The 16,433-nt window shown below is 55.9% G+C and carries 15 protein-coding genes and 1 pseudogene; 10 read left to right on the top strand and 6 right to left on the bottom strand.

Annotated features, from left to right (window positions below; genetic code table 11):
• A partial coding sequence (locus RCH91_RS15610) for an enoyl-CoA hydratase-related protein (protein ID WP_306535909.1) occupies positions 1-353 on the bottom strand: 353 nt, incomplete at its 3' end.
• 140 nt (positions 354-493) lie between these two features.
• A pseudogene (locus RCH91_RS15605) lies at positions 494-658 on the bottom strand (MOSC domain-containing protein); the annotation flags it as partial.
• 279 nt (positions 659-937) lie between these two features.
• Here RCH91_RS15605 and RCH91_RS15600 point away from each other — a divergent pair.
• Together RCH91_RS15600 and RCH91_RS15595 are read left to right on the top strand one after the other, a co-directional pair.
• On the top strand, positions 938-1,384 hold the full coding sequence (locus RCH91_RS15600) for a GNAT family N-acetyltransferase (protein WP_306535908.1): 447 nt from the start codon (positions 938-940) through the stop codon (positions 1,382-1,384).
• A gap of 92 nt (positions 1,385-1,476) precedes the next feature.
• Positions 1,477-1,908, top strand: a complete 432-nt coding sequence (locus tag RCH91_RS15595) for an Rrf2 family transcriptional regulator (protein WP_306535907.1) — start codon at positions 1,477-1,479, stop codon at positions 1,906-1,908.
• Between the two features lie 232 nt (positions 1,909-2,140).
• Here RCH91_RS15595 and RCH91_RS15590 read toward each other — a convergent pair whose 3' ends face one another.
• The 4 genes from RCH91_RS15590 to RCH91_RS15575 all read right to left on the bottom strand — a co-directional run bounded on the left by RCH91_RS15590 (position 2,141) and on the right by RCH91_RS15575 (position 8,926).
• Positions 2,141-3,046, bottom strand: coding sequence for a bifunctional enoyl-CoA hydratase/phosphate acetyltransferase (locus RCH91_RS15590; protein WP_306535906.1), 906 nt, complete (start codon positions 3,044-3,046; stop codon positions 2,141-2,143).
• A gap of 418 nt (positions 3,047-3,464) precedes the next feature.
• Entirely contained in the window at positions 3,465-5,189 is a 1,725-nt protein-coding gene (locus RCH91_RS15585; protein ID WP_306535905.1) for a sigma-54-dependent Fis family transcriptional regulator, read from the bottom strand.
• The gene (locus RCH91_RS15580) at positions 5,186-7,168 is read right to left on the bottom strand and encodes a PAS domain S-box protein (protein ID WP_306535904.1); all 1,983 of its coding nucleotides are present in this window, start codon (positions 7,166-7,168) and stop codon (positions 5,186-5,188) included. The genes RCH91_RS15585 and RCH91_RS15580 overlap by 4 nt, the downstream gene beginning before the upstream one ends.
• Positions 7,169-7,186: 18 nt before the next feature.
• On the bottom strand, positions 7,187-8,926 hold the full coding sequence (locus RCH91_RS15575; RefSeq protein WP_306535903.1) for a sigma-54-dependent Fis family transcriptional regulator: 1,740 nt from the start codon (positions 8,924-8,926) through the stop codon (positions 7,187-7,189).
• Positions 8,927-9,583: 657 nt separating this feature from the next.
• Between RCH91_RS15575 and RCH91_RS15570 the strand changes: the two genes are divergently transcribed.
• The 8 genes from RCH91_RS15570 to RCH91_RS15535 all read left to right on the top strand — a co-directional run bounded on the left by RCH91_RS15570 (position 9,584) and on the right by RCH91_RS15535 (position 16,418).
• Positions 9,584-10,729 (top strand): hypothetical protein, encoded by a 1,146-nt coding sequence (locus RCH91_RS15570; RefSeq protein WP_306535902.1) that lies wholly within the window; start codon positions 9,584-9,586, stop codon positions 10,727-10,729.
• Between the two features lie 117 nt (positions 10,730-10,846).
• Positions 10,847-12,697 carry an FAD-dependent oxidoreductase gene (locus tag RCH91_RS15565; protein ID WP_306535901.1) on the top strand — a complete coding sequence of 617 codons (1,851 nt, stop codon included), beginning with the start codon at positions 10,847-10,849 and terminating at the stop codon, positions 12,695-12,697.
• Positions 12,698-12,730: 33 nt separating this feature from the next.
• Positions 12,731-13,474, top strand: coding sequence for a cytochrome b N-terminal domain-containing protein (locus RCH91_RS15560; RefSeq protein ID WP_306535900.1), 744 nt, complete (start codon positions 12,731-12,733; stop codon positions 13,472-13,474).
• Positions 13,475-13,515: 41 nt separating this feature from the next.
• Positions 13,516-14,037, top strand: a complete 522-nt coding sequence (locus tag RCH91_RS15555) for a menaquinol oxidoreductase (protein ID WP_306535899.1) — start codon at positions 13,516-13,518, stop codon at positions 14,035-14,037.
• A gap of 35 nt (positions 14,038-14,072) precedes the next feature.
• Entirely contained in the window at positions 14,073-14,591 is a 519-nt protein-coding gene (locus RCH91_RS15550; protein ID WP_306535898.1) for a ubiquinol-cytochrome c reductase iron-sulfur subunit, read from the top strand.
• A 41-nt stretch (positions 14,592-14,632) separates the two neighbouring features.
• Positions 14,633-15,562, top strand: coding sequence for a cytochrome c (locus RCH91_RS15545; RefSeq protein ID WP_306535897.1), 930 nt, complete (start codon positions 14,633-14,635; stop codon positions 15,560-15,562).
• A 53-nt stretch (positions 15,563-15,615) separates the two neighbouring features.
• Entirely contained in the window at positions 15,616-16,002 is a 387-nt protein-coding gene (locus RCH91_RS15540) for a cytochrome c (RefSeq protein WP_306535896.1), read from the top strand.
• Positions 15,999-16,418: a twin-arginine translocation pathway signal protein gene (locus RCH91_RS15535; RefSeq protein ID WP_306535895.1), complete on the top strand. Its 420-nt coding sequence runs from the start codon at positions 15,999-16,001 to the stop codon at positions 16,416-16,418. The genes RCH91_RS15540 and RCH91_RS15535 overlap by 4 nt, the downstream gene beginning before the upstream one ends.
• Positions 16,419-16,433: the final 15 nt, after the last annotated feature.

Below are 16,433 nucleotides of genomic sequence, written 5' to 3'. Positions count from 1 at the left end.
TTGCCGGCGTAGTACTCTGCGTATTCCTTGGTGTTGCCGCCGGTACAGAACGCCTTGTCGCCCACGCCGGTGAACACCACGGCGTTCACCTCGCGATCGACGGAGGCCCGCCGGAACGCAAGGATGGTGGCCTTGACCATGTCGGTCGTGTAGGAGTTGTACTGCTTGGGATTGTTGAAAATGATCCAGGCGTTGTAGAGTCCCTCTGCCACTGAGCCGTCACGGCGCTTGGCCGGCCGCTTCTCGTAGCGGACCATGCCGTCGCACAGGCTCTCCACCTCACGGTCGATCAGATTGTGGTCAATCAAATGATTCGGTGCGGTCCTTGTAATTATCTCGTCTGTTCTGGCCATTGTTTTTCCTCCCTGCTTGATATTTTGGTAACAAACCACTATTCAGAACAACGTTACAAATTTTATTTATGTAATCTAGTACTTCAATACCGTTTTACTGTCAAGGAAAAAATTGCCGCCTAGAAAGAAACCATGACTGGTCAAATTACACTATTCTCGACATCAAGTGGATCCCCCGACTTAATCTCGCCGCCTTTCAAGACCCTTGCGAAGATCCACTCCTGTGGCATCACGCAGTCACCGGCTGATAAATAGATGGCACAGCGCGTATGGCATTCCTTCCCTATCTGGGTGACTTCCATCAACAGCAATTTTGTTACGTATGGAATATAACGACCCACACACAACTTGATATAGCTCAATTTTTTCAACAAGTTACAACCGCAATGAATCAGAGCGGATAATTATACAAAAATTAATGTCAGAAATCTGCTTGAATACCTCAACCTATTACGGTATTATGGTACCACTTTCAAACGAATACTTTTGAGCACAGAAAAATCATTTTGGGGGCAGTTTCGCACAAGCCGGGTCATTGGAACACTGATTCGGTCCACCAAATGCGAATGCCGGCAAGGTCACGAATGAACGATCAATTATCCATCCGTAACGCAAAGCCAAGCGATCTTAACGATATAATCGCCTTGGACACAGTCAGTTCGAAGGCGGAAAAGCCTGATTACTGGCGCGGTATTTTTGACCGTTATATAAACGGCGGTAAGACTGATCGGATTTTTCTCGTGGCAGAAGCAAACGGAAAGGTCCTCGGATTCATTGTCGGCGAAGTCCGGGCCTGGGAGTTCGGGTCACCACCTTGCGGCTGGGTGTTTACCTTTGCCGTTTCGCCGACAGCACGCGAGGGTGGCATCGGAAGACGCATGTTCGACGAAATGTCAGCCCGTTTGAAACAGGCCGGGGTCACGATAGTGCGCACCATGGTTGATCGTGATGACAAACTGGCTTTGTCGTTCTTGCGCAGTATGGGCTTACGGACGGGCAAGTATATTGAGCTGGAAAAACCGCTCGAATAACCGACGGGGTTACTCTATGCCCTTAACGACCATAAGCATACGACATCACTACACTAAAAGCCCGTTTAGTCTGACCCTGGAGAGGGGATACCATGAAGCTCAATAAAGCCAGTCTGTTCGCCCTGTTTGCCGTACTGGAACTGGCCAGCGAACCGGAGCGGCAATTATCGACCGGAGAGATTGCGTCCAAATACGGCGTCTCTCCCCACCATCTCGCAAAAATCATGCGCGACCTGGTCCATGAAGGACTGGTGCAGGCCGTGCGCGGCGTCGGCGGCGGCTATAGGTTTTCGGGGAACGTTCAGCGAACGACATTGCTGGACATTATCCAGATGTTCGAAAATATGGAATCCGAGCTTGATGTGCCCAAAAAAGGCCCAGTAGACATCCCGATACTTGCGGAGTTGAAAAGCATTGCCAACGAAATCAACGACCTCACCAAGGCGATTCTGGACACGATCACCCTGGATACCGCTCTGAAAGGCGCGCGCCAGCGAACCGAACACAGCACACAGAACAGCTGAATCCTGCGCTCATCGAACGGAGTTCCTGGGTACCGTCTCGCCAATCAGTCAGCTCCCCACCTCTTCAGTACAGCAGCATTCTCACCTCGCCACACAGCTCTTTTATGGTGACGGTTGAGCCTCGTGCACCCACCTTTTCCCTCAAGGGAGGAGAAAAGGTGGGTGCACGAGGCTCAGCTTACCCATTCTGCTGACGAGCAGAATGCTTCTGCGCCGAGACATCAAACCATCATCAGGATATGTACGCTGCCAGGGCGATGGTAAGCAACATCGTCTCCGCGGAATCGGAGCGTGACGTGAGCACGATCGGCGCCTTGGCACCCATGACCGCGGTGGCGATCCGCTGCTGGGTGTAATAGACCAGACATTTCCGCAACGGGTTCGCCGAAAGCAGGTTTGGCGCCATGATGATATCCGCCTGGCCGGCCACCTCGCCCTTGATTTTCTTGTATCTGGCCGCTTCCTGGGAGATGGCGTTGTCAAAGGCCAGCGGACCCTCAACCAGGCATCCTTCGATCTGGCCCCGCTCCGCCATTTTGCTCAGGGCCGCGGCTTCGATGGTGTCAGGCATGGCCGGGTTCACCACCTCTACGGCTGAAATCACAGCCACCTTCGGCAGCGAGTTGCCCAGCTTGTGGGCCAGATTGACGGCATTTTCGATGATCTGCTTTTTCTCGTCCAAGGTCGGCTGGACGTTGATGGCGCAATCGGTGAGAAAGCGAAAGCCGCCTCCCGGTGCGTCGACGATCTTTTCGTAGATGGTGATCTCGCTGATCACCCTGTTGTCGTTCAAACCCTTCTGCTTGTCCAGGATTGCCCGCATGAAGGTGGCTGTGGGAAGGTTGCCTTTCATGATGGCGTTGGCGCTCCCCACGACCACCAGCCTGACCGCTTCTTCGGCAGCATCCTTCTGATCCGGAATGTTTATTATGTTAACAAGATGGGAATCGAATCCGGCCTCCGCCGACATGGCCTTTATCTTCTCCTCGTCGCCCACGAGGATGAACTCGGCAAGATTTGCCTCAAGGGCCTGCTTGACCAGCTTCATCACCGTCGTTCCCTCCGGGGCGACGATGGCGATTTTTTTCTTCGGCTTTTCCTGTACGGCGGCGATCAGTTCATCGAATGATTTAATCATGTCTACTCTCCTTTTTATCCAAATTTATTTATTCCGGTTGCTTCGCAATCACCCCATGACACCGACGACAGCAGGCGCTCAGCAACAGTATATAATACCGTTTTGCAAGTTCCGCTCCAGCAGCAAGCAAAACCTAAATGCAACCTTGGCGTATAACTTACTGGAATCGTGACTGTTATTTTTTATGAAAATCAGATTTCATTATGAGGCGAGCAAGTTCGGAAACGTAAAGGAGGGTCTGAAACGGCGGCAGACACGATATTGAAGGGAAAAACCTGAGCAGATACGAGGCTATGCGGCAGTTTTATCATATGGTGAAACGGTCGCACAACCTTGTTTTACAATTCAAAGGAAATTGCTGTCCTTCAGATTTTCACATCACTGCAGGCAGCGGCCGGATCACTCCGCCCGCCCGAAATCAGTCATTGTCAGCTTTTCCCGCCGACCCTTCTTCCTGCAACCGCTTCAGTCGATAGGCCAGTTGCGGGCGGGTCAGCCCGAGCAGCCTGGCTGCCGCGGAGAGATTACCCTGCGCTTTACTTACGGCGGTGTTAATCAGCAAGGCCTCGCACTGGTCCAGCGTCATGGCTCCGGTCAACACCTCCTCGCAGAGATCCTTCCCCGGTTCCTGACGGTCGATACCCAAACCTCCGTTGCTGTCGAGACCAAACTCAAGACCTGCGTCGTTGCCTCCGGCCGAAAACATCTGTTCCAGCTCAATGCGGGTGCCGTTGGGAGCCAGAATGACACCCCGCTCCACCATGTTCATGAATTCACGGATGTTGCCCGGCCATGGGTAGGCCAATATGGCCCGCATTGCCTTATCGGTAAAACCATTGAGCTTCTTGCCGTGGATTGCGGAATACTTTTCGATGAACCGGTTGGCAAGCAGAGGAATATCCTCCCTGCGCTCCCTGAGTGGAGGGATGTTTATCTGGAAGGCATTGAGCCGGTAATAGAGATCCGAGCGGAACTTCCCCTCCTTCACCAGTTGTCTCAGGTCGACGTTGGTCGCCGCCACCAGCCTCACATCGACCTTGCGGACCTTGTGATCGCCCAGGCGCTCGATTTCCCCTTCCTGCAGGACCCGCAGCAGCTTCACCTGCGCCGAGAGCGGCAGATCGCCGATCTCATCGAGAAACAGCGTGCCGCCGTGGGCCCGCTCGAAGCGTCCCGGCCGGGCGTTAAGGGCACCGGTAAAAGCCCCCTTTTCCACCCCGAACAGCTCCGATTCCACCAGATCGTGGGGAATGGCGGCACAGTTGATGGCAATGAAAGACTCGTTGTGGCGGACACCCATTTCGTGCAGTGATCGGGCGAACACCTCCTTGCCAACACCGGTTTCACCTAAAAGCAGCACTGTAATCTGGCTGTTTGCCGCCTGCTTGAGCAGTCCGTAGGCGACACGGAAAGCCGGAGAATTTCCAACTATATCCGCGGGGAGCTTTTCCTTCTCGTTTATGGCCGAACGCAACTGCACGACCTGAGTCTGCAAGTCGATGAGCTGGTCAGCAATGGACTCTTGGTTGAAGATGCGTATGTAGTCGGCCGCGTCCTCCCATTCCTCGATTGGCTTGCCGATGATGCGGCAGTTGTTGTCGCCCTTGCCGATACACTCGATTTCTTTGTACAGAATCGGCCGGCCCATCAAGGCCGTCGTATAGCCACAGGCATAGCCGATCTGGCTCCAACAGACCGGTTCGGAATGGGTACCGTACTGGTGTCGGTGCCACTGCCCCTCCCAGGAGTTTTCCCACAGGAACTCACCGTAGTACCTGCCGGCGGCGCGATCGGCTTCCAGTTTGAGAGTAGTAACTTTGACGATACCTTCAAGGGTATGGAGTTGGGTGCCGACCATGAAAGCTTCGTAATCAGTCGCCCCCTGATCCCGCCTGCTGAAGACTTCGGCATCGTTCATGCCCGATGCAAAGCCCAAGCGGATGAGAAGCCCGCGTGCGCGGTCCATGCCAAGGGTGTCTATCAACTCCTTGCGCATCCCTCCTTGGGCATTGGCATGAACCAGGAGCATGCGGTGCTCGTGCAGCCATATCTGACCAGTTTCGGCACAGAAATGTACCAGGGAGCGCAGATCGCTGTTGGTTGCGTCACAGGTAATTTTTCGGATACCGCGGGACTTGGTCATCGTTGTCTCTCTTCATCATCTGATTGCGCAATTTTGGCAATAATCATCGCGACATCGTCAGAGAGAGGCTTGGCGCCGGTAAATATGGTCAGCCTTTGGAAAATCCCGGCCATGATCTCCCTCGGATGACTGCCCCGGTGTTCGGCAATGGCCTCACAGAGCCGCCCGATGCCAAACAGCTCTCCCTCGGCACTTTCCGCTTCCGTTACGCCATCGGTATAGAGGATGAGGATGTCCCCCGCCGCCACCCGGATGTTTTTTTCCTCGAATCCGACCTCTTTTTTGACCCCCATGATCAGTCCATCAGCATCGAGTTCAACGAAAACCCCTTCCTCTAAACGGTACAAAACAGGATGGTTGTGGCCGGCGTTGGCGTAGGAAAGGGTATGGTTATCGATGTCCAGCCGGATATAGAACATGCTGATCTGAAGCTCGGCCCGTGAGAGATCATCGTGGAGCAGGTCATTCACCACTTCAAGAAGCTTTCCGGGCGACCGTCCGGTGGTGACCTTGGCGTTGAGCACACTTCGGGCCATGGTCATCAACAGGGACGAGCCGACACTATGGCCGGTGACATCGGCGATGACCATATCGATGGCGCCTTCTTCCAGAGCGAAGAAATCGTAGTAATCACCCCCCACATGGGTCGCCGGGAGACAGCAGCAAGCCATAAGCATCCCCGGCAGCGCCGAGGGGCATACCGGCAGGAACGACTGCTGGATCTCCTTGGCTATCTCAAGTTCCCGGTTGATCCGGGCATTGTCCAGGAGGGCGGCCGCGGCCTTTTTCTGTTCGGTGATGTCGCGCCCTATGGTTGACACGGCGACGACTCTTCCCTTGACATCCTTGATGGGAGAAAAGGTCAGGGACATGTGAATCAGTTCCCCATCTTTTCTCCTGCGCACGGTTTCAAAATGGTCGATGTGTTCGCCCCGCCTGATCCTTTCGTGGACCTGGCGCACTTCATCGACATATTCCGCCGGGACGAGCAACGTTACCGGTTTGCCGAGCACCTCACCCTCTTTGTAGAGGAATATCTTTTCCGCCCCCCTGTTCCAGCTGGTGATTATGCCTTCAATGGTCTTGCCGATGATTGCATCATCGGAAGACTCCACTATGGCAGCCAGTCGCAGATTCTTGTCCTCGGCCTGTTTCCGCTTTGTGATGTCGGAGAAGCTTCCCCGGATACCAAGGTATTTTCCATTGTCGTCGAATACGGGCTGACAGACATGGTGAATCCAGCGGATATTCCCATCCCGATGAACGATGCGGAATTCGACCTCGCCCAGAACCTTTGCCTCTCTCACATCGTGCCTGTGGACGGCCACAAGCTGCCGGTCATCCGGATGAACGATATCCCAGATCAAACCCGGGTCAGCATTGAATGCTTCGGCTTCATAGCCGCATACCCTTTCGCAGGAAGGTGACGTGTAAATGACCCTTCCTTCCGGGCTCAGCCAGAATTCCCAGTTGAACGTGTTGTCGGCGACGATCCGGTATTTGACCGCTGCCTCCCGCAGTGCCACTTCCGCACTCCTTCGTTCCGTGATATCGCGCCCCTCCGGGACGATAAGGACGACATTCCCCTTCTCATCTTTCACGGGTTTAAGCGAAAAATCTATGTACGTAAGTCTTCCATCATGGGTCGTATGGGTCGTTTCAAAGCGAATGAACTCTCCCTGGGCAGCAGCCTTGATGGCCTTACGCAGCCGTTCCTGCTCTTCGCGAGAGTGTGCCCACCAGGGGGTGTCCCAGAAGGGCTTGCCAATCACTTCCGATTCCTTGCCTCCGATGGAGCGGTATGCGGTTTTATTGATCTTGATGAGAGTTCCATCCGGTTTCAGGAGCCCCATCAACTGAAACGCTTCGTCAAAGACGACACTCAACAGCGCGTAACTCTGGCGAAATGCCTCATCTTCCAGAAGGGACCTGTTATTTCGGAGCTTATTACGCAAATATTCAGCAACTTTGGTTGGCATGATTGGTTCCGTGCCACCTCACTCTGAGGCGTGTGCCAAGGCAACGTCGGAGTGCGCCGCGCTATTCTCCTGCAGGCGCCTGAGCCGATAGGCGAGTTGTGGCCGGGTCAGGCCAAGCGCTCGTGCCGCTGCCGAAAGATTGCCGTTGGCCGTTTTTACGGCCGATTCGATCAAGGTGGCCTCCACTGTGTCCAGTGTCATGTTGCCTTTAATCACAAACTCGTACAGATCCTCCACGGGCTCCCGAGTATCAACGCCCAGACTGCCGTTGCTGTCGAGGCCGAATTCCATGGCCGGGTCGATGCTGCTGGAGGAGAACATCTGTTCCAGCTCAATTCGGGTACCGTTGGGTGCGAGAATGACACCCCGCTCCACCATGTTCAGCAATTCACGGATGTTGCCCGGCCATGGGTAGGCCAATATGGCCCGCATTGCCTTATCGGTAAAGCCATTGAGTTTCTTGCCGTGGATGGCGGAATACTTTTCGATAAACCGGTTGGCAAGCAGGGGAATATCCTCCTTGCGCTCCCTGAGGGGGGGGATGTTTATCTGGAAGGCATTGAGCCGGTAATAGAGATCCGAGCGAAACTTCCCCTCCTTGACCAGCTGCTTCAGATCAACGTTGGTCGCTGCAACCAGCCTCACATCGATCTTTCTGACCTTGTGATCGCCAAGACGCTCGATTTCACCTTCCTGCAGGACCCGCAGAAGCTTGACCTGGGCCGAGAGCGGCAGATCACCGATCTCATCAAGAAACAGCGTGCCCCCATTAGCCCGCTCGAAGCGTCCCGGCCGGGCGCTTAGCGCGCCGGTGAAGGCGCCCTTCTCCACGCCAAACAGCTCCGATTCCACCAGATCGTGGGGAATGGCGGCACAGTTGATGGCGATGAAAGACTCGTTGCAACGACTGCTGCGATTGTGCAAAGCGCGTGCAAATACCTCCTTGCCAGCACCGGTCTCACCTAATAACAGCACCGTTATCTGGCTTTTAGCCGCCTGCTGCAGCATGTCATAGGCAGTCCGGAATGCCTTGGAATTTCCAATGACGTCAGCGGGAAGTTTCTCTTTTTCGCCTATGGCCGAACGCAGCTGAACCACTTGAGTCTGTAGATCGATCAACTGCTCGGCAATCGATTCTTTGACGAAAAAGCGTGAATATTCCGTTGCGTCATCCCAATCTTCCAGAAGTTTCCCTACGATGCGGCAATGGTTCTCACCCATGCCGGCGCACTGTAACTCCTTGTACAAAATGGGCCGCCCCATGAAGGACGAAGCATAGGCACAGGCATACCCTATCTGGCTCCAGCAGACCGGCTCCGAGTAGGTGCCGTAATAGTGCTTATGCCACTCGCTCTCCCAGGAGTTCTCCCAGATGAACTCTGCGTAGAAACTGCCAGCGTCTCGGTCATACTCCAGGGAGACCGTGGATACCTTGGCAATACCTTCCAGCATGTGCAGTTGCGGACCGGCCATGAACGCTTCCACATCTCCATCACTTCCAGCCCTGGTGCGTGCCAGCTCAAAGTCCCGCATCCCGGCTGCGTACCCCATGCGGGTGAGAAGCCCCCGAGCTCGGTCCATGCCGAGAGTGTCGATCAACTCCCTGCGCAACGAAGCCTGGACCTCGGCGTGGATCAAGAGCATCCGATGCTCGTGCAGCCATATCTGGCCGGATTCGGCGCAGAACCTCAAACGAGAGCGCAGATCGGTGTCGCTCGTGTCGCGGACAGGTCTGGGTTTACCGCTATATTTATACATGGGAAACCTGCTAGTTATTATAGTTTTAGCAATACTAAAACTATGTTATATCATTACACGCATGTTGTCCAGATTAATGGTTAACAAGCCCATCGTACCACTTATTATCCCCATCAAACGCTTATCCACAGAGCCTCACACAGAGTTACAGGTTTCTAACTAACGTTGTTTTATTCAGCTCGAATATCCTGAATTTATTTTAATTTAATGAAAATTGTGCCTCATTCCAGGCTCATAGGGATCCTGCTGCATAATATTCGGCCTCAAGCCCCTGTTGGCAATAGCCCAGGCTACGATCTCTCCCGTTCATTTTCACTCACATTTCACCATTTGATCAATATCCTCCTCCCAATCGACTGCACTTCATCAAATAATTAAACGATGGATTCAGCCAATCCAGGCGAAGCAACCGCCCCACAGGAACCCCCACAAATCCGCAAAGCCGGTTCAGTCGTGCCTTTTCGTCATCACCCAATTACCATGCGGATTTTTACAACAGCGTTTGGCATATGCCATGCTAATAAAATTAACAATCTGCGAGACACGCTTACACAGGTACTACATACATTACCGAATGCAATAACCTCGTTTTTTATTTTCGCTAACTCTAGCAGGGCGCTCAGGAGCAAAGAGGATCTGAAAGGACGGGAGTTGACCATGAACGCAATGAATGATGGGCAGCACGGGGTAACCATGGAAGAACTGGCGCAAAACGAATTGGCTGGCGTTGGTGCTTGCACAACTGCCGCGGTCCCGGGCATCGCTCAACTGGGTCTCTACCTTCTGGTTTTCATGGCGATAAGCTGGGCAATGATGTTTTTCATCCCTACAGCGTTCCTCTTTACCGTGATTCTGCCCGCTTCCTTTTATCTCCTCTACAGCCTGGTTGTTTTCTCTCCCCTGGTTTCCGGAGGATGGCCCTTTGCTCCCCCCCTCGGCAGCTGGCGCCCTGGCCAGAGTTACTGGAAGCCCGGGCTGGCGACAACTGCTCTTCTGGTGGTTGTCAGCTTCGCCGGCCCCCTCTTCACCAGCACTATCTACCCCAGGATTCCCCTTTTCCCCGTCGGATTCTGGTGGGGCATCATCCTCTTTACCGTCACCCTCTGGTATTCCATGGTCTGGAACGGCTGGCCCCTCAACCAGAAATGCTCGCCCGCCGTGCGAGGCATCGGGGGGGGATTGATCATTCTTTTAATCACGGCGCTCCTTTGGCAACTGGTCAATCTGAGCGGCACCCCCGTTGCCGGCGCCACCTATGACCCCGCCGGTCCCTTCCAGGCTGAATGGTTCTTTGGTCTCCTGGTCTGGATCATCGTCTGGATACAGGCCTTCTCCAACGTGCTTACTTTTCAGCAATGGCCGTTCTACAAGCTTGGCCAGCCGTGGGGCCAAGTTGCCAATACGGTTATGTGCATTGTGCTTGGCTGGCTCTGCTGGACCATAAGCCTCAAGTTCATGAGCCCGACATTCTCCTTTGCCGCAGTTGCCGGATCCATCATCGGCATGCAGAACTTCCATGGGGCAATCTTCGGCTACTACCCCTTTCTCAAGTACAAGCAGCCCAAACGGGGCATCTGCAACTTCCTCACGGAAATTGCTCTGGCCTTCGTCTGGATTGCCCTGCTTCGGGTACTGATGCAGCCCATTGCCGCCAAGGTGCAAGCAGCAGGACTTCCGTTCGATATCAACGTTGTTTCCGTTCTCTATACCTTGCACTTCATCGCGCTGCTAACGCTTATCCACAACTTCTATTTCCTGCGGGCCCCCCTCCCCCCATCCGGACCACCGCCTGCTCCGGAGTGAGGCGGTGACTTTGGCGACGAGCAGCAGAACTTCTCTGATAGGTGACCATGACCCTTTGTGACAATCATTTCAGCAGGTGCAGTCGAGCAACAGACGCAACTGACAGAGGAGAAGACGATGAAAAACCTCAAAGGCAAATATCAGGTAAAGATCCTGGAGATCGAGGACTATCAGGCATTGATGGCATGTCAAAGCGCCTGCCCCCTGGGAACGGATACCAAGAGGTACGTAAAAGCCATAACCGACGGGGATTACGAGAAGGCCTTCCTCATCGCCAGACAGACCAACCCCCTGGTTTCCGTTTGCAGCAGGGTCTGCACCGCCCCCTGCGAGAAGTCCTGCCGGAAAAAGGATGAGGGGAGCCCGGTGGACATTCGGGCTCTGAAACGATTTGCCTGCGACCGGCATGGTGTGGCGTCACCCCATGCTGTCGCGAAAAGGCTCGATGAGTTGTCGCAACAGGCTGAGTGGGTGGGCGACCGGACGGGCAACCATATTTTGACCATGTCCAGGCAGTTTCGGAAGGTCAAAGAGGCCAGGGAGAGTTCCCGCAAAGCTGCCGCCCGGGTGGCCATCGTGGGTTCAGGTCCGACCGGCCTGTCGGCCGCTCACGATCTTGCCCTGCTCGGCTACCGGGTGACGATCTTTGAGGCTGCTTCCCTGCCGGGTGGGATGCTGCGGACCGGGATTCCGGGCTTTCGGTTGCCAAAGGAAATACTCCAGCAAGAGATCGACGCCATCCTGGAGCTTGGGGTGGAACTGAAGCTGAACAGCCCCATCGGCAGGGACCAGTCCCTGGCCGACCTCCGTGCGCAGGGCTACGAGGCGGTATTTATCACCATCGGCCTTCAGGATCCCTTGAGAATCCTTGATATGGAAGGCACCGACCTCAAGGGGATATACAGCGGCGTCGATTACGTGCGGGACTATGAAAAGATCTCGCTGGGGAAGCGCTGCCTCGTCATCGGAGGGGGCGGGGTGGCAATCGACTGCGCCCAGCATGCCGTGCGCCAGGGGGCCGGGCAGGTGATGATTGCCTGTCTGGAGTCATGGGAGACGATGCCGGCGAGCCTGTCGGAAAAAGAGGATGCCCAGGAAGAGGGCATCGTGTTTCATCCCTCTCTGGGCCCGAGGCGATTTTTGGGGCACGAGGGGCGCGTAACCAGGGTCGAGTTCCTGAAAGTGAGCTCGGTATTCGATGCCGAGGGGAAGTTCAGCCCCACCTTTGTCCCGAACAGCACCACCATCCTTGAAGTCGATTCGGTGATACTGGCGGTGGGACAAGCCTCCACAGCTCCGTCCCTGTCGGGGCTGGAGGGGCTGGAGATGACTCCAAACGGCCTGATTCGCGCGGCAGAAGACATGTCCACCAACCTTCCCGGAGTCTTTGTCGGCGGCGATGTCCGCTGGCGATTCACCAGGAACGCAACGGACGCCATCGCCGACGGACAAAAGGCGGCCCGCGCCATCCATGGCTATCTTGGCGGCAAGACACTGGAAGTGAGGAAGAAAGGATACATGAGAGCACTGGCGCCGGACTTCGAGAATACCCGTTGCGAGACCATCGCGCCGATAAAGATCCCGAAACGGGCAGCCAGCGAAAGAATCAGGACCAAAGAGGAGATCACCCTTGGTTACGACGAAGCCCAGGCGCGCCAGCAGGCCGCCAGGTGCCGGCAGTGCAGCATCCAGGCCGTATTTGACCGATCGCGGTGCCTTCTTTGCGGAACCTGTGCGGAAACCTGTGTGAATGGTGCCCTGAGGCTGGTCCGGGTGGCGGATATCCAGGGTGACGAGAAGGTCGCCAAGCTGACCGATGCGCTTGAGAAGGCGTCGCCCCGTACCCGTGGGATGACTGCGATCATCAAGGACGAGAGCCGTTGCGTCAGCTGCGGGATGTGTGCCCGACGGTGCCCCGGGGGAGCAATAACCATGGCGGAGTTTTACAGTCAAGAGGAATGGGAATAGCAAACTACCTGAGCATGTACGTGGAGACTAATCATGAGTGAAACAGCCTACAGTTTGAAAGAGTCCATCAGACATCTCCCCAGGAACATCAAGGAATCCATTATCCGGCGGGGAGGAGGAACTGCGGAACAGGAACGGGCCGCGGCCGTTTTCGGCAACATGTTCCTGCATGTTCATCCGGTAAGGGTCCATCTCAACTCCCTGCGCGCGGGGTACACCTTCGGCCTGGGACTGATTTCCTTCTATCTTTTTCTCATTCTGATCGCTTCAGGCCTGCTGCTGATGTTCTATTACACCCCTTCCACCGAACTGGCCTACAGAAACATGAAAGACCTCGAGTATGTCGTCTCTTTCGGCGTGGTACTGCGAAATGTTCACCGTTGGTCAGCCCATGCCATGGTCGCCTTTGCCTTCCTGCATATGTGCCGGGTCTTCTATACCGGCTCCTACAAGGCGCCCAGGGAATTCAACTGGGTCATCGGGGTCAGTCTGCTGCTCGTGACGCTCTTCCTGAGCTTTACCGGATACCTGCTCCCCTGGGACCAGCTGGCCTTCTGGGCCGTCACCGTCGGCTCCAACATCGCCGCCTACATGCCGGGGATCGGCGAGAAGGTGCGCTTTCTCCTGCTCGGAGGCAATGAGGTCGGGCAGATGGCGCTCCTGCGGTTCTACGTACTGCACGTTGCCGTCCTTCCCCTGGTCGCCGTCGTCCTGCTGGGAGTCCATTTCTGGAGAATCCGCAAGGACGGCGGCCTCTCACGGCCCTTGAACGACTGAATCCGGGCACATCCGTAAAAGACGAGCAAGGAGGTTCTGACATGAAAGCAGTGAAAAAAGAAGAAATGTTCCCGAAAGACCCCAACAAAACATACTCCCTGATGGCGATTGTCGACGGCGAAACCTTCAACGTGGAGAAAGGACCCGAAGACACGGTGCAGAGCTGGCCGCACCTCATGGTGCGCGAGCTGGCGCTCTTTCTCCTGGTATTAGCCGTGATTCTCGGCGTTTCCCTCATCTTCAACGCCCCGCTGGAAGAGGCGGCCAATCCGCTGCACTCCACCAACCCGGCCAAGGCCCCCTGGTATTTCGTCGGAATCCAGGAACTGGTGAGCTACTCGGCGTTTCTGGGAGGGATTGCCACTCCCGCCCTCATCGTCCTCACCCTCCTGCTCCTCCCCTACCTGGACAGGAATCCGAAGGGGACGGGGGTCTGGTTCTCCCGCGACCGCCGGGTAGCCACCGCTCTGTTCACGGTGTTCGTGGTCGTCATGGTCGTTCTCATCCTCATCGGACAGTTCCTGCGGGGACCCAACTGGCATCTGTACCTGCCGTGGTCATGATCAAGCCCCATTACCCCGTGGAAAGGAGAAAAGATATGAGTTCCCAAAACAGCACCGGCGCAACGATCCTTCCCTTCAAAAATTCAGATGGGCCGGTCGATGAAGACCGTAGAGACTTCGTGAAAAAAATGGGCGTCGCGGCGTTGGCCGTCGGGGTCGGGGGAGGCGCTCTCCAGTGCGTCCGCTATTTGAAGCCCAATGTACTTTACGAGCCGTCCAAGGTCTTCAAGGTCGGTGCCCTGAGCAACTTCCCCATCGGAAGCCGCATCGTCATTGAAGGCCGCGGGATCGAGGTCGTCAGGGAGCGCGACGGCATGCATGCTATCTCCCTGGTCTGCACCCATCTGGGATGCCTGATAAAGCCGGTGGAAAACGACCCTGACGTCGGATACATGTGCCCCTGCCACGGCTCCACCTTTGCCCACAAGGGTGAGGTTCAGGGGGGGCCCGCCCCGACAGATCTCCCCTGGTACGAGATGTTTATGGACCATACGGGAGCCATCGTGGTCGACACCTCGAAGGTGAACCAGAAGCGCACCAAACTCGTAGTCTGACGGCAGGACCCTTACAGATCCGAACCTAGGAGGATAAGCAGATGGAAAAAGCGGTTCTGCGCAAGCTTACAACATTCTGCATCGTCTGCGGCCTGGCCTGCATCGCCCTGCTGGGGATGACGGTGATTCGCGACGGACAGCGGGAATGGAAGGACTATCAGCAGGAATACAAAGAGATGCTGCTGAAGAAAATCAAGCGGGACGCCAACCCGACGTTCTATGACAGGGTTGCGGCCATGGAGCCTGAGATCAGGCAGGTGGTCATCGGCGAGTTCAAGGAGATCGAGCGCTGCACCACCTGCCACCTGGGGATCGACGACCCCCTTTTCGCGGGCGAAAAGCAGCCGTATACGACCCACCCCAACCCGGAGCTGATGAAGCATCATCCGGTGGAAAAGTTCGGCTGCACCATCTGTCACGGCGGCCAGGGACAGGCGACGACCTTTTACGGCTCATCCCACAGCACCATTCCCAACTGGCCGATAACGCTGGTGTCCAAAGGGTTGATGCAGTCCCGCTGCGGCTACTGCCACAAGGACTACGAAGCCATCGGTGCCGACCGGCTCGTCAAGGGGCGCGAACTCTACAAGGAAATGCACTGCGCCGGCTGCCACAAGATCGATGACCAGGGGGGCGGAGTCGGCCCAGACCTGAGTGCCTTCGCCGACAAGGACCCCGGCGGCTTCGACTACAACTACGTCGAAGGGGGACACTCCAAGCAGGCCTGGGTCATCGAGCACTTCAAAGACCCCAAGAAGGTCAGCCCGGGCTCTCCCATGTCTCGCCCCGCCCTGAGCGACGAACAGATCGAATACCTGGCCACCTATGTGCTGAGCCTGACCCGGCGGGAATTTACGCGGCACTACACCGCCAAGGCAAAAGCGGACTTTGTACCTCCGAAGCTGGACGACGTCGTGCCGGAGCCCGATTTGTCCCCCGCAGCCGGAGATGAGGACAATGCCGGGCGGTGATGCGGCCGGACACCCCCGCGACGCTGAAAACCTTACCTACGAGGAGTGAGAGTATGAACCGGAAAATCTTGTTGATAACGGCGGCAACGCTGGCCTTCGGGATGCTCCTGCCGGGCTCCGGGGCGCGGGCGCAGGATGCACCGCCGAAAATGCCCTACGTCTTCGCCATGTACTGCGTGATGTGCCACAAGGAAGGGGTGCAGATCGGCCCCACAGGCATCTTCGACATGATCTCGAAGAGCGGCAACCCGCTGCACGAACAGTACATCCGCAACAACACGCGCTTCGGCTTCAATGCCATGCCTGCCTTCAGGGTATCGGAAGTGAGCCCGAAGGAACTGAACGCCATCGTCACCTACCTGAAGGAAGTGGCGGCATACCGCAAGACTCATCCCGGCTACAAGCCGGTGCCGGTAAAGGAAGGAGGGGGCAAAAAATGATGGAGACCGGAAGAAGGGGATTTTTCAAGCAGGTTTTCACGGCCGTCGCGGCACTGGCAGCGACAGGAACGGCAGTTGCCACCCCCCGCAAGGCAGAGGCAGCCGTGCCGAGTCAGATCAAAGGCCTTTGCCTCTACGTCCCCAGCCTCGGCAAGGCAAGCGATTTCGTCGAAATGATGAACAATAACGCACCCGGCTCATGGACTGTTCACCCCCTCGCCGGGTCCCTCGGCGACAACTATTTCACTACCAGGACTCTCTACGAGGAAGCGCGGCTGAACGCCAACACCCTTGTCGGCGTCGTGGACCCGGCGACCTTTGCCATCGTTCACGAAGCGATCGTCGATTGCGGCGGCTGCTTCCACTACATCACCTACGAAGACCGGAACCGGGTAACGTTTTCCGTTCAGCTGTAACCGAGGAGGTTTGAA

The organism is Geobacter sp. (assembly GCF_030834625.1).
Taxonomy (GTDB): domain Bacteria; phylum Desulfobacterota; class Desulfuromonadia; order Geobacterales; family Geobacteraceae; genus Geobacter.
Note: the sequence above shows the minus strand (reverse complement) of the source record. Positions and strands in the feature narration are given on the sequence as shown.

Bases quoted from the DNA above. Each gene is read 5' to 3' on its own strand.
- RCH91_RS15600 (WP_306535908.1), top strand. From the start codon at position 938: ATGAACGATCAATTATCCATCCGTAACGCAAAGCCAAGCGATCTTAAC.
- RCH91_RS15595 (WP_306535907.1), top strand. From the start codon at position 1,477: ATGAAGCTCAATAAAGCCAGTCTGTTCGCCCTGTTTGCCGTACTGGAA.
- RCH91_RS15590 (WP_306535906.1), bottom strand. From the start codon at position 3,046: ATGATTAAATCATTCGATGAACTGATCGCCGCCGTACAGGAAAAGCCG.
- RCH91_RS15585 (WP_306535905.1), bottom strand. From the start codon at position 5,189: ATGACCAAGTCCCGCGGTATCCGAAAAATTACCTGTGACGCAACCAAC.
- RCH91_RS15580 (WP_306535904.1), bottom strand. From the start codon at position 7,168: ATGCCAACCAAAGTTGCTGAATATTTGCGTAATAAGCTCCGAAATAAC.
- RCH91_RS15575 (WP_306535903.1), bottom strand. From the start codon at position 8,926: ATGTATAAATATAGCGGTAAACCCAGACCTGTCCGCGACACGAGCGAC.
- RCH91_RS15570 (WP_306535902.1), top strand. From the start codon at position 9,584: ATGAACGCAATGAATGATGGGCAGCACGGGGTAACCATGGAAGAACTG.
- RCH91_RS15565 (WP_306535901.1), top strand. From the start codon at position 10,847: ATGAAAAACCTCAAAGGCAAATATCAGGTAAAGATCCTGGAGATCGAG.
- RCH91_RS15560 (WP_306535900.1), top strand. From the start codon at position 12,731: ATGAGTGAAACAGCCTACAGTTTGAAAGAGTCCATCAGACATCTCCCC.
- RCH91_RS15555 (WP_306535899.1), top strand. From the start codon at position 13,516: ATGAAAGCAGTGAAAAAAGAAGAAATGTTCCCGAAAGACCCCAACAAA.
- RCH91_RS15550 (WP_306535898.1), top strand. From the start codon at position 14,073: ATGAGTTCCCAAAACAGCACCGGCGCAACGATCCTTCCCTTCAAAAAT.
- RCH91_RS15545 (WP_306535897.1), top strand. From the start codon at position 14,633: ATGGAAAAAGCGGTTCTGCGCAAGCTTACAACATTCTGCATCGTCTGC.
- RCH91_RS15540 (WP_306535896.1), top strand. From the start codon at position 15,616: ATGAACCGGAAAATCTTGTTGATAACGGCGGCAACGCTGGCCTTCGGG.
- RCH91_RS15535 (WP_306535895.1), top strand. From the start codon at position 15,999: ATGATGGAGACCGGAAGAAGGGGATTTTTCAAGCAGGTTTTCACGGCC.